Genomic DNA, 12,486 nt, shown 5'->3' with positions numbered 1-12,486 from the left:
GTAATACATTCACATATTCCAGAACTTCTCTCATTATATCGTTTAATCGGTAGTCTGAGTTAATATTTTCTAATTTACTTATTAGATAAGGGAATATATTTAACTACAAAAACTTACAAATTTTCTGGATATTCTGTTCATTCAACGAATTAGAATAGCAAATAATTAATAAAAAAGAGCTAATTTATTCATCATCGAGTTTCATGATGGATAAATTAGCTCCTCACTAGATACCTTACACTATTGTTTTTTCACTGCAACATCTTCCAAGTAGTCTAGCATAATTTGAGCGCCTGCTTTTCCTTGGCGAATACAATCAGGTAAACCTACTCCATCGAAAGCTGCCCCTGTTACCCATATTCCTGGCAGTTTCTCGCTAAGTTCAATCCTCATATCCCTTATAGCATCCACATGTCCAATTGGATATTGTGGCATAGAGTTATTAAGCCTCGTAATCTCCGTGAATAACGGCTCTGCTGTTAAACCTACAGTTTTCCTAATATCTTCACGTACAGCAGCTATCAGTGATTCATCGTCAAGCTTAACAGACTGTTGATCCTCTGAGTGACCTACATAACATCGTAATAGAACCTTATCTTCAGGTGAAGAATGCAGCCATTTATTAGACGTCCATGTACATGCTGTAATATGCAACCCTTCCGAACGAGGTACTAAAAATCCAGATCCATCAAAATCTACACCAAAATTGGATTTATCGAATGCCATCACTACGTTTGCAACAGATACATAGCGGATATTAGCTAGTCCTTCACTGTTAATATGAGTTCTTAGTAATTTATCGGATACAAAAGCCGGTGTTGTAACGATAACACCTTGTGCCTGTAATTGTTCTCCATTTTGCAAATGAACAGTATATCCTTGTTCCGATTTTTCAAAACGGTCTACTTTGCTATTGAGCTTAATTGTTATACTTGATAATGCCTTCTCTAACGCATCTACCATTGTCGATAGACCATTGCGGAAAGTCATAAACGTTGCTGGTGTTTTACCTTGATTCTGTGCTTCAGTTACACGTTTATTATGACGTGAACCAAGAATAACACTACCAAATTCCTTCTCTGACTGAGCAAATTGTGGGAACGTCGCGTTAAGACTTAACTTATATAGATCACCAGCATAAATACCGGCAAGTAGTGGCTCTGCGATTTTTGCTACAAGCTCTTTCCCAATCCTTCTAGCTAGAAAGCCCCCGAGCGATTCATCTCGCTCCGCTGGAGTTGCTCCTTTCAGTAGATCAGCTAATGCAGCAAGTTTACCTTCTGGACTAACAAGATCACTTTGCAAAAAACGGATAATATCTGTCGGTATGCCAAGTACTAGTCCCGGTGGCATAGCATGTAATTGAAGCTTGTTCATAATATACGTTTTCGAAGCATTGGGATTTGTCGCGACAAGTTCATCTTCTATGGATAGATCATGAGCTAGATCAATAATCGCTAATTTACGGGATAGAAAAGAATCTGGACCTTTTTCAATGACAAATCCTTCTTTTTGTAGCGTATTAATTTTTCCACCTAGATGATCTTCCGCTTCTACTAGTACAACGTCAATGGTTTGACCACTTTCTCTAGCTAACTTTTGCAAGTAAAAAGCGGAGCTCAGTCCGCTGATCCCTCCGCCTATCACGACAACTGTATCAATCGTTTCTGCACTCCGCATTATGTCATTCCTTCCCTAGTTGCGCACTTACTGTAATAACAGATTCGGCTAACGTATCCATATATAAAGGATCAGTGTTCAGCATAGCTATCCGCTCGAAAGATACACCAAGCTGCTTTGCTTTCGCTTTCGCTTCAATATCAAGATCGTACAACACTTCAAGATGATCGGAAACAAAACCAATCGGTGCTGATAGTATCGCTTTATAACCTTGTTGTGCTACTTGTTCCATCGTATCCAAAATATCTGGACCTAACCACGGCTCATGCGTACGTCCTGCACTCTGCCATGTGAATTGCCAGTCCTCGATTTCTGTATTTTCAGCAATCGCTTCAGATGTCTGCATTAATTGATGTTCATACGGATCACCTAATTCTCTAATCTTCTCAGGTAAACTATGTGCGCTGAAAAGAACTTTCACTGGCTTATCACCTTGCAATGGTGCCAGTTGTTCATAAACGTTATTCACTCTATCTGTTAATGCTTCAATAAGTTTAGGATGAAGATGGTATGACTGTACGAATTTCATCTTAATGCCTAGTTCAGCAGCTTTTTCTTGAGCTCGCTTTACATAACTACCTACACTCATCACAGAGTAATGAGGTGCAAGTACGATTCCAATCGCATGTTTAATACCATCTTGAGCGATTTGCTCTACACCGTCTTCGATTAGTGGTGCTGCATGCTTTAAGCCTTGGTAACAAACATAGCGATCGGGTGCAATTTCATTCAGCCTATTTTGCAAACCAGCTACTTGTGCATCGGTATTTTTACGTAATGGGAATACTCCACCTACAATTGCCTCATAACGATCAGTTAAATCTTTCAGTTGTTCAGCCGTAGGCGCATGACCACGACGAATATGAGTGTAATATGCTTCTACATCATCTAAAGATTGGGGAGTACCGTACGACATAACTAATACCCCTATTTTTTGCTGTACCATCGACTTATTTCCTCCTAAAACTTTTTATCCTCTGGGGATATACTACTTGCTTAATTCTAATAAAAGGTCGAATTATACGTTTGTCGCCAACAAGGAGAAGCCGCGACCGAGTTCACTTCGGAGCTTGTCAAGCGTGATCTCAATTGGACGATTTGACCAACCGTCCAATAGCTTGCTCTGAATAACTATGAATAAACCCAGTCAAATCCTTCAGCTTCTCTAGTGATGCTTCTGGGAACAGTCCATGTCCCAAATTGAATATAAAGCCAGGTTCTTCAATGCCTTGATCGATAATTTCTGCCGCATATTTCTCAATAACCTTTTGAGGAGCCTGAAGAATCGTTGGATCTAAGTTTCCTTGTACTGCAAATTGATGATCTAATCTTTTGCGACCATCTGCAATCGGAACACGCCAATCTAGACCAATAACATTGGCTTTTACATTTTTTAATTCGGGTAATAACTCACCTGAAGCCACGCCAGGGAAATAAATTTTCGGTTGTGATATATGTTCTAGTTCAGAGAAAATACGTTCAATTGTCGGTAATACAAATACTCTGAAATCTGCAGGTGACAACGCACCTACCCAGCTATCGAATAATTGGAACGCTTTACCGCCTGCTGCAAGATGAGCACGTAAATACGTAATAACCATATCACCGAGCTTGTCCATCAATTGATGCCATACTTGGGGCTCACTATACATTAATTCTTTTGTTTTCAAGTAGTTTTTAGAAGGGCGACCCTCTATAAGATAACTAGCGATCGTAAACGGAGCACCTGCAAATGTTATTAGTGGCACCTCTAACTCACGATCTAATATTTTTATCGTTTCAATAACATGAGACAAATCTTTATCCACATCTATTGGCTTTAACCTTGCAACATCAGCAGCTGAACGGATCGGATTATGGATGACCGGACCTACATTAGCAACAATATCAAAATCAATCCCTATTGAAGCTACAGGATTCATAATGTCAGAGTACAGAATAGCCGCATCTACACCTAATTTTTTAACTGGCATCATCGTTACTTCTGCCGCTAATTCTGGTTGCTTACATATTTCTAGAAGTGTATATTTTTCTTTGATTTTTCGATACTCAGGATCATATCTACCAGCTTGACGCATATACCATGCAGGAATACGTTCAACCTCTTCTTTCATACATGCACGTATGAATAGGTCATTGTAAGCCATTATAGAACCTCTTCTCTATGTAATATTGTCTATCTTTCATTATGCCCCTTTTGTCATTATCTAACAACTCATAGTGATCGCTACGTATGACAATCCCATGACATTTCATTATATCTTTTCTTCATAAATAATAATTTTCAAACATGCTATACTATAACTATGACACAATGGAAAAAGAATCTTGTCGTTTTATGGTTTGGCCAATTTCTAGTTATGGCTGGCATGACGATGATTATGCCTTTTCTTACGTTATATTTGCAAAGTGAGCTAGGTGTCACAGATCCTCATGAAATAGGAATATGGGCTGGTGTAATTTTTGCAGGTAATTTCATTACTGCTTTTTTATTTCAGCCACTTTGGGGAAAGTTGTCCGATCGTTACGGACGTAAGTTAATGTTACTTCGCTCTGGATTCGGCATGGCAATTGTGATGGTTCTCATGGGATTCGCAACAAGCCCTTGGCATTTGTTGTTGCTCCGCTTACTTAACGGCGTAATCTCCGGCTTTAACCCAGCATCTGTAGCATTAGTTTCTGCCACTACACCAAAGAATAAGTTAGGATTCGCAATGGGAACGCTGCAATCTGGAGGAATTGCAGGTACAATTCTCGGTCCACTTATTGGTGGAATTCTTGCAGAATCTATTGGCTACCGCCCAATTTTCTATGTAACGGGAATTTCAATATTTATCGCTTCGTTACTTTGTATGTTCATTGTGAAAGAAACTTTTGATCGAAAGCAAGCTGCGAATGAAGTTCAGATGACAGTTATTGAAGGTCTTAAAAAGATTATATATATTCCGCAAATCGCTGCATTGTTTGCTGTTACACTGCTCATACAATTTGCCAATATGAGCCCGATGACCTTAATTCCGCTTTACATACAAGAGTTAAGTCCTAATGTTGCTAATATCGCTTTTCTTGCTGGACTAGTCGCATCGGCGACTGGATTATCTAATATGCTCGCCTCACCTATATTAGGTAAATTAGGCGATCGTGTTGGGCCTGAAAAAATATTAGCATTTAGTCTTATCGGTGCCGCCATTAGCTTTATTCCACAAGCACTTGCTGATACCGTGTGGCAACTTCTTATCGCTAGATTTTTTCTTGGATTTTTCCTTGGTGGTCTAGTACCTACTGTCAATTCTTTGCTAGCTAAATATTCACCGGCTGGAATGGCAACTCGAACATTTAGTTTTAATACTAGTATGATTAGTCTAGGAAATGTTATTGCCCCTATTGCAGGAGGTTTTTTCTCCGGTTGGATCGGTATTAAAGGATTGTTTATCAGTTCTGCAATACTTATGGGACTTAATGGCGTATGGGTTTGGTTTGCACTTCTACACAAACGGCAAATCAAGCAAAGTAATCAATAAAAAGTGCTAAGTAGCGAATTGCTACTTAGCACTTTTGTTATGCAGATCTTTCGATTGGAGATGGATCAGTTATTTATTATCAAAACGTACTAAGCCGCAGTTCATAAAAATACTGAACAATTGGATGCTTTACCTTCATCTTCTCACTCATGTTTAAAATTCGCTTTTTGCCAACTCGTCTGTCTACCAAAGCTAGAATATTCAATAAGATATCATGGCTCTCTATGCTTTCCTCTATAGACATAGATAAAAACTTATTTGCAACAACAACGAAATTGGATTTACTTAATGATGTCTGTGCTGACAGAAGTTCCTTTGCAATCTCTGATATTTTTCTACTTCTTGCAATAACTTTTAGACGATCCTCAGGAACTAGACCCTTCGTATCTTTTCTAACTGCTTCAATTTCTTCATCGATGATAGGAACTTGAATATCTGGATCATTCTTTATTTCTAAATCCGTCTGATACCATCTAATTAAAGTAGTTTTATCAGTCATATTAAGCACGTTCTTTTTATCTACTGCGATATAACAAATTCCTGCTTTATCAGGTAAATAGCGATAGCTAGTTGAACGATATTCCACTCTTCCATTTAACGCAGGACAGAGAAAACTCTCCAGTTGTTGCTTCAATTTACTCCAGGACATGTAATCCTCCGTGTTCTATATTATTAATCCCCATTTATGCAGTTACTCTATTATCTATAATACAGTAACCGACATATCGATCACACTAAATAGAAGTAAAAACGAATAGTTCTTACACTACTCGGAGAATTGCCTTTTAGTTAATTAATCATATTAAATTAGCTTGAAGTTTGAGGTGTTGCAAGGCTACCGAATTACCAAACTTTTCTGATTATGTTATAAATTAATTCAAGTAATTTTCACTTCACTCTTGCTATTGCTAATCCATCATATCCAGGTAGTATCGTACTCTCTAGACGGGGATCGCTCACAATTTGTTTGTTAAATGCTCGAACCGCTTGTACCGCTGGACCTTGCTTCGCATCGTTCACGGTACGACCACGTAGTAATATATTGTCAGCAATAATTAATGCACCTGAATCTGCCATCTTGATTGCATACTCCAGATAGATCGGATAACCTTCTTTATCTGCATCAATAAAGAACAATTGATATTTCTTCCCTGATTGATACAACTCTTCTAAGCTAGCCTTAGCATCACCAACTTTGTAGCTAATACAATGACCGTAGCCCGCTTCCGTTACATGCTTTTGCGCAACTTCTGCATAATGAGGCATTAACTCAAGACAAGTAAGATGTCCTCCGTCTTTCAAGCCACGTGCAAGACACACGCCGCTATAACCGCCTAAAGCTCCGATTTCTAGCGCATTCGTAACTCCATTCATCGATACAAGCATCGTTAGTAACTTCCCATACCCATCAGCTACGGCAATATCAGGCATGCCTTGTGCTGCCGTTCCAGCACGTATTACTTCTAGCACTTCATCACGTTCAAATAGACCATCTATATACTGTTCTTCTAGGTTCACTATGATATTTCCCTTCATTCTTAAATATTTATACAAAAAGCTATATTTTTGCCTACACTTTATTGTATGATTTTATAGGCATTGTGACAAGAAGCGCTATTATTACATAGCACTTTGTAATTACGCCAATATGAGATACAATATCTCTATATGATTATAGGGGTTGTTCAAAAAGCGAACTTTGATAACAAAGTCATGCATGGAGCTTATTCGGCATCGAATATGAAGCGAACTTGGGAAATCCGAGCCGCGTGTACCAATAACTTACACTTGCGCTTCCTCCTTCCACAAGTAGCACTTCATCTTCTCGGTCCTGAAATTCCACTTTTTGAACATGCACTTTTAGGCTAATAGAAAAAAAGAAATGAGTGTTAACAGATGGCAAAACTGAATTTAATCGCTACTGCTCCAATGGGACTAGAAGCAATTGTAGCTCGTGAATTGAAAGAGCTTGGATATACAGATACACAAACAGAGAATGGTAGAGTTAATTTTACAGGTGATTTCCTTGATATTGCTCGTACAAATCTATGGTTACGATCAGCTGGTCGTGTACTTGTTAATATGGGAAGATTTCAAGCTACAACTTTCGATGATTTATTTGAAGGTGTAAAAGCACTTAATTGGGATGAATGGTTACCTGCTAATGCTGAGTTCCCTGTCAATGGTCGCTCTCACAAATCACAGCTAACTAGCGTACCTGCTGTGCAAGGTGTCGTGAAAAAAGCAATCGTTGAGAAATTGAAAGAAAAGCATAATACCGAATGGTTTCCAGAAGATGGTCCACTTTACGTTCTCGAAGTAACATTACTGAATGATGAAGCATTACTTACGATCGATACATCCGGTTCTGGACTTCATAAACGTGGTTATCGTATTGCTTCAACAGCTGCACCACTACGTGAGACGATGGCTGCTGCTATTGTTTCGTTATCTCGTTGGACAGCTGACCGTCCGTTATACGATCCGTTCTGTGGATCAGGCACTATTCTTATAGAAGCTGCTATGCAAGCTTGGAATATCGCACCTGGAACACGTCGTAGTTTTGATAGTGAAGCATGGGATAACATCCCTGGCGAGCTTTGGGAGCAAGCTCGTGAAGAGGCCTTTGATTCTGTGAAAGACGATGTGAAGTTACAAATTACAGGATCTGATATTGATCCACATGCTATTGATATTGCGACGCAAGCGGTTCGTCGTGCTGGCTTCGGCAAAGAAATTAAACTACATGTCTTGCCTGTAGCTAAAATTAAGCCTGAAGGCGACTATGGTGTTATTATCTCTAACCCTCCATATGGTGAGCGTCTTGGAGATGAGACAGAAGCTGAATTAGCGCTTCGTCAGCTTGGCAGGGCATCACTTTATTATCCAACATGGTCACATTTTATTTTCAGTCCTTCACTTGAAGTTGAACATTATATGGGCAAAATAGCTGACAAAAAACGCAAGCTTTACAATGGTCGCATTCAGTGTAACCTGGTGCAGTTCTTTGGTCCGTTGCCACCTCGTTCTAAATAAATAAGAAATAATTACACATAGCAATTACAAAACTCCAAGCGTTTGGAAAAACAAAGACATCCTCACACACCGTTAAGGTAGAGTGGATGTCTTTGTTTTTCTAATTTCTAATTAAAAGGTCCTAAACAATTCTGCCCCTTCTATATCCCCCATGATAAACCACTCGCCATCAACCTTAAAACATCCTATTTGACGGTCTAAACGCTCCACCACACCTACGATAACCAAATCTTCGAATGAGTGAAACATTCTTATCGAGACAGACTTACTATGCCGTAAAGACTGCAACAGAGCATCGTAGATATAATCCAATTCTTGATCATCTAACTCGATTCGTTCTCTTCGCTTTTGTTCGTGATCGCGTTTTTGATTAATTCTTTATGTTCGGGCAGGAATCTACATAAAACCAGTGTACACAATTCAATTATAATAAGCTTTCCAACTAAGTACTGGGTTTTTACATTCATAAATAATTGTGCATAAATAAAAGTGAGCAATATTCATTTGCTTTTTTTGTACACTACTTTATGTTGACCTTGTTCTGGAGAAAAAACGTGCAAGACTGAAATTTAACAACTTGTTTTATTTGAAGTATTGGCAGCACTGGATAATAAAATAGAACCACTATACCTTTCCTCTTAATTGTCTATATATTCTCCCAATCCCTGATCCTTGCAATATTGACCTCTGAGGTTGATTTCTCTTGGCTTTAGAATGGAGTACCGTTTTAAGACCTAAATAAAATTGCTAAAAAATACGTGACGCATTTTCTTCTCGAGCTATCTCACTTTTTCCATTTAAGATAATATCCCCACTATTACTTCGTTTTCATGCCAGTTTACTGTACAATGGGCAGCCACCAATTGGATTCCTTAATTTTAGTGCCCAAATAACAAGGGTTGACCACATGTCGTAAGATATGAATACAACTTGGAGGTGTATTATTTATGGGAACAAGAGTGAGTTATCCAGTAGAAATAAAAATGAAGGCAATCCAAATGAGGCTGCAAGGTATTCCTGTTAAGCAAGTAATGAATGAATTGAATATCCGAAATAGAGGACAACTAAAAACTTGGATGAAATGGTATCGCGATGGTCAAATTTATCATTTAGAATAGCCTGTAGGTAAGCAATATAGTTTTGCTAAGGGTCCTGAATTCTCTTCTGAAACAGAAAAGTTACAAGCGGAAATTCGCTTCTTAATGCAACAAATTGACGTACTAAAAAAGTACAATGCGTGGGAAAAGATGTGGATCGAGAAATAGCTATTCGCTTTATCCAACAATACACAGCGCTACCAGTTAAACTGGTTTGTGAGACATTAAACATATCGAGAGCAACGTACTATCGTTGGAAGAAGACTCAGAGCAATGACCGAACTGACAAGATGATTGATCTCGTTCATCAGTGGTGTACTTTGCATAAATTTAGATTGGGTTATCGTAAAATAACCGCATTAATTAATCGAACCGTCCATGTCAATCATAAGGTGGTTCAACGGATTATGCGACAATATGGCTTACAATGCCGTGTAAAGCCTAAGAAACGTAAAGCAATCGGACAACCTGCCATCGTGGCAGAGCATATACTTCAACGTGAATTTAAGGCAGATCGACCACTCCAGAAACTCGTTACGGATATTACGTACTTGCCATTCGGGCAGCAGATGTTGTATCTTTCGAGTATTAAAGACTTATATACTGGTGAAATCATTGCCTATACTATCCGTTCAAAACAAAATATAGATTGTGTACTCGATACGCTAAATCAGCTCCCAGAGTTATCTGCAGACTGTTTATTACATAGCGATCAAGGTTCGGTGTACACCTCAAACACGTACCAGGAAGATGTCGTACGAAAAGGCATTAACATGAGCATGTCCCGTAAAGGTACACCCGCTGATAATGCCCCCATTGAATCGTTTCACGCCTCACTAAAGTGCGAAACATTCTATCTCGACCATTTGACCTGTACGACGACTGCCATCGTTGAACAGACAGTCAGAGATTACATTTATTATAATAACAACTTTCGTATTCAAACGAAACTAAACAACCAGTCCCCGATTGAATTTCGGAAACTGGTTGCATAGAAGGTGTTTTGATCCTTGTCTCAAAAACGGGGGTCAGTTCCCAGACACTTTTTTTGAACTTAAACCAACAGCTTTATTCTTAAACTTCCATAGCTCTATGTATAGAAGTGATTCTGTTTCTATTTCAAGAGGTTCATAATTTTTTTCATTGTTTATCCCTTCAATAAAAGAAACAGCTGCCGCCATGGTTGAGAAAAAGCCCTAAGTTACCGTTTTTTTGTCAAACTATAGTCTCCAAAGTAGAGTCATACATAATCTATATCTAATTATTGTTCGAATGATATGAAACAGTACCACTCCCTAACTTAAATTGCGCTCAAGTTAACAAATTATGAGTTAATGATAATTACAGCTATAATTACAACCGGAATAACTATAAAAAACGATCCAATTATTGCTAATAATCTATTCCTCGGATCATTAATTGTTTTTTGGAATGCAGCAACAATTAATAAAAGAAGAGTTATAGGAAGTATATAAAACATAGTTTTTTTGAAGTAATCCAATTGCTCGGTAAATGCACCTAATTCTGTTGCAACCCGAATAAAACTAACTAGCATGCATAAAAGCATTCCCAATACTATGCTAATAGAAAGTGTGAAGGGATACTTCCTTCTTACCCTATAAAAAAAAACCATAAATATTAGAGGTAACACAAACGAAAACACTAAGTAAATTGGTAATGGTATATTATTAAAGATTGTACTCATATTATTTCCCCTTTAAATAATTTGTACTAGAGATAGAAATAACAACATAACAAAATGATATTTCTATTCTAGTACTTCTATTTAATTACTTTTTCTTATCTTCAATTAAGAATTCTTCTTTAACATAATCAATTACTGCGTTAACAGCCAATCCTGAAATTATACCTACCCCAACTACAACTATTGCTGGTCCTCCTAATGCAGTAGCTATTATAGCAATACCCACTGTTGTAAGCGTCCCACCTACATCTAATGTTATTGCTTTACCAAGTTCCCAACCAGAGTAAGTCTGCGTATCTTCAAATATAGAATACCCTGTCATTAATATTGTTGCAAAACCTACTCCTTTAATTGATTTAGCCAAACCTTTATCTAATAGGCTAGGTGTTTTATAACCATTAATTTTTTGATATACACCATTCACTTGATATCCTTGTATAAAGTGTTTTTGGGCAAGTAATTTGTCATATATACGATTTCCCGTTAATGCATTTACCCCCTCTTCTGCAAGACTTTTAACAATGGTGGTGGCTAGAGTTCCTGCACTATCAGACCAAAAATTCATCTTTTGTTCGCTAAAAGGTGCATCTATGCCCAATTTTCTTTTGAATATTCCATTCTGAATTACTGGAGCTCCAGAATAATATTTATCGTCTCCTAAATAATAGCTATCTTTTGAACTACATCCACCAGCCATAGCCCAATTCCCATCGGCTGATACACAATAATGCCCACTTGGATCAACATATCTCAATGGATTATTATGTACATACGTATATAGATTCTGACTTAATGGATTATTTAATTCTCCTCCATACGTATCCTCACTAATAAATCTAACAGTTCTCCCTGTTAATTTTTAGTATATCATCTAAAATATTGAGCAGCTATGTCGGTTACCGTTTCTTCTAGCATTGTCTACACTCTTAGTAGAAGTGTTGCCTGTGGTAGATTTGCGTAGTGTAGTCGATTCTAATATACGTCATTACCGAAAAACAAAGGGATTATCACAAGATCAGCTTGCTGAGCTATGTGGGTTTCACTACTCTTATATTGGCGGTGTTGAACGTGGGGAACGAAATATTTCTTTGGATAATCTCGATAAAATCGCTAATGCATTACATGTAGAGCCTAAAGTATTGTTTGAAGGTGAAATAACTGTTCAATAGGCTAACATTGATGAAACAGACGCTGTCATTGACGAATTACTTGCTATTATCCAAAGCACCAACGCCAAAACAAATAAAACGTGAGATGAATGATGCCAATAAAGATGTACTCATCGAAGCACTAAAACGTAAAATAAAGGAATTGGAGAAAGAAAACAAAGAATTACGAGAGCAAATGAAAAAGGCTTATGCTCAGGTATACACAAAATTTTAGAGCATTTTTTACGCTAGCCAGAGATTGAGCTTTTCCTGTCAAGAACCAGCGATCATGGGGTGGA

Annotated in this window: 12 protein-coding genes and 2 pseudogenes; 5 read left to right on the top strand and 9 right to left on the bottom strand. The window is 37.9% G+C overall.

The window, feature by feature from the left end:
• Nucleotides 1-240 precede the first annotated feature (240 nt).
• From hemG to hemE, 3 genes are all read right to left on the bottom strand, one after another.
• On the bottom strand, nucleotides 241-1,680 hold the full coding sequence (gene hemG, locus NV377_RS17410; protein ID WP_258202069.1) for a protoporphyrinogen oxidase: 1,440 nt from the start codon (nucleotides 1,678-1,680) through the stop codon (nucleotides 241-243).
• A gap of 4 nt (nucleotides 1,681-1,684) precedes the next feature.
• Nucleotides 1,685-2,626, bottom strand: coding sequence for a ferrochelatase (gene hemH / locus NV377_RS17405; protein WP_258202068.1), 942 nt, complete (start codon nucleotides 2,624-2,626; stop codon nucleotides 1,685-1,687).
• A 139-nt stretch (nucleotides 2,627-2,765) separates the two neighbouring features.
• On the bottom strand, nucleotides 2,766-3,827 hold the full coding sequence (hemE, locus tag NV377_RS17400) for a uroporphyrinogen decarboxylase (protein WP_258202067.1): 1,062 nt from the start codon (nucleotides 3,825-3,827) through the stop codon (nucleotides 2,766-2,768).
• Nucleotides 3,828-3,986: 159 nt separating this feature from the next.
• Here hemE and NV377_RS17395 point away from each other — a divergent pair, with 159 nt between their 5' ends.
• Nucleotides 3,987-5,201: an MFS transporter gene (locus NV377_RS17395; RefSeq protein ID WP_258202066.1), complete on the top strand. Its 1,215-nt coding sequence runs from the start codon at nucleotides 3,987-3,989 to the stop codon at nucleotides 5,199-5,201.
• Between the two features lie 79 nt (nucleotides 5,202-5,280).
• On the opposite strand, the gene NV377_RS17390 is transcribed toward NV377_RS17395, so the two are convergent.
• Together NV377_RS17390 and NV377_RS17385 are read right to left on the bottom strand one after the other, a co-directional pair.
• On the bottom strand, nucleotides 5,281-5,850 hold the full coding sequence (locus tag NV377_RS17390; protein ID WP_258202065.1) for an SF0329 family protein: 570 nt from the start codon (nucleotides 5,848-5,850) through the stop codon (nucleotides 5,281-5,283).
• Nucleotides 5,851-6,089: 239 nt separating this feature from the next.
• Nucleotides 6,090-6,737: an O-methyltransferase gene (locus tag NV377_RS17385; protein WP_258202064.1), complete on the bottom strand. Its 648-nt coding sequence runs from the start codon at nucleotides 6,735-6,737 to the stop codon at nucleotides 6,090-6,092.
• 360 nt (nucleotides 6,738-7,097) lie between these two features.
• On the opposite strand from NV377_RS17385, the gene NV377_RS17380 reads away from it, so the two are divergent.
• The gene (locus NV377_RS17380; protein ID WP_258202063.1) at nucleotides 7,098-8,237 is read left to right on the top strand and encodes a THUMP domain-containing class I SAM-dependent RNA methyltransferase; all 1,140 of its coding nucleotides are present in this window, start codon (nucleotides 7,098-7,100) and stop codon (nucleotides 8,235-8,237) included.
• 111 nt (nucleotides 8,238-8,348) lie between these two features.
• Here NV377_RS17380 and NV377_RS25950 read toward each other — a convergent pair whose 3' ends face one another.
• Nucleotides 8,349-8,612: a YolD-like family protein gene (locus NV377_RS25950; protein ID WP_373425834.1), complete on the bottom strand. Its 264-nt coding sequence runs from the start codon at nucleotides 8,610-8,612 to the stop codon at nucleotides 8,349-8,351.
• A gap of 572 nt (nucleotides 8,613-9,184) precedes the next feature.
• Between NV377_RS25950 and NV377_RS17375 the strand changes: the two are divergent.
• Nucleotides 9,185-10,329 (top strand): annotated as a pseudogene (locus NV377_RS17375) (IS3 family transposase).
• Between the two features lie 329 nt (nucleotides 10,330-10,658).
• Here NV377_RS17375 and NV377_RS17370 read toward each other — a convergent pair.
• The 3 genes and pseudogenes from NV377_RS17370 to NV377_RS25945 all read right to left on the bottom strand — a co-directional run.
• Nucleotides 10,659-11,039, bottom strand: coding sequence for a hypothetical protein (locus NV377_RS17370; RefSeq protein WP_258202062.1), 381 nt, complete (start codon nucleotides 11,037-11,039; stop codon nucleotides 10,659-10,661).
• Between the two features lie 85 nt (nucleotides 11,040-11,124).
• Nucleotides 11,125-11,736: a hypothetical protein gene (locus NV377_RS17365; RefSeq protein ID WP_258202061.1), complete on the bottom strand. Its 612-nt coding sequence runs from the start codon at nucleotides 11,734-11,736 to the stop codon at nucleotides 11,125-11,127.
• Nucleotides 11,737-11,766: 30 nt separating this feature from the next.
• Nucleotides 11,767-11,877, bottom strand: a pseudogene (locus NV377_RS25945) (RHS repeat-associated core domain-containing protein); the annotation flags it as partial.
• 106 nt (nucleotides 11,878-11,983) lie between these two features.
• Here NV377_RS25945 and NV377_RS17360 point away from each other — a divergent pair.
• Together NV377_RS17360 and NV377_RS17355 are read left to right on the top strand one after the other, a co-directional pair.
• The gene (locus NV377_RS17360; protein WP_258202060.1) at nucleotides 11,984-12,208 is read left to right on the top strand and encodes a helix-turn-helix domain-containing protein; all 225 of its coding nucleotides are present in this window, start codon (nucleotides 11,984-11,986) and stop codon (nucleotides 12,206-12,208) included.
• Between the two features lie 10 nt (nucleotides 12,209-12,218).
• Nucleotides 12,219-12,422, top strand: a complete 204-nt coding sequence (locus tag NV377_RS17355) for a hypothetical protein (protein WP_373425827.1) — start codon at nucleotides 12,219-12,221, stop codon at nucleotides 12,420-12,422.
• The last annotated feature ends 64 nt before the right edge of the window (nucleotides 12,423-12,486 follow it).

This window comes from Paenibacillus endoradicis, from assembly GCF_024721975.1.
The sequence above is the reverse complement of the archived record's forward strand: the minus strand, read 5'-3'. Positions and strand labels throughout refer to the sequence as shown.

Coding starts and splice junctions, on each gene's coding strand:
- NV377_RS17380 (WP_258202063.1), top strand. CDS start 7,098: ATGGCAAAACTGAATTTAATCGCTACTGCTCCAATGGGACTAGAAGCA.
- NV377_RS17355 (WP_373425827.1), top strand. CDS start 12,219: ATGAAACAGACGCTGTCATTGACGAATTACTTGCTATTATCCAAAGCA.
- NV377_RS17365 (WP_258202061.1), bottom strand. CDS start 11,736: ATGGCTGGTGGATGTAGTTCAAAAGATAGCTATTATTTAGGAGACGAT.
- hemH (WP_258202068.1), bottom strand. CDS start 2,626: ATGGTACAGCAAAAAATAGGGGTATTAGTTATGTCGTACGGTACTCCC.
- NV377_RS17395 (WP_258202066.1), top strand. CDS start 3,987: ATGACACAATGGAAAAAGAATCTTGTCGTTTTATGGTTTGGCCAATTT.
- NV377_RS17390 (WP_258202065.1), bottom strand. CDS start 5,850: ATGTCCTGGAGTAAATTGAAGCAACAACTGGAGAGTTTTCTCTGTCCT.
- NV377_RS17385 (WP_258202064.1), bottom strand. CDS start 6,737: ATGAAGGGAAATATCATAGTGAACCTAGAAGAACAGTATATAGATGGT.
- NV377_RS17370 (WP_258202062.1), bottom strand. CDS start 11,039: ATGAGTACAATCTTTAATAATATACCATTACCAATTTACTTAGTGTTT.
- hemE (WP_258202067.1), bottom strand. CDS start 3,827: ATGGCTTACAATGACCTATTCATACGTGCATGTATGAAAGAAGAGGTT.
- hemG (WP_258202069.1), bottom strand. CDS start 1,680: ATGCGGAGTGCAGAAACGATTGATACAGTTGTCGTGATAGGCGGAGGG.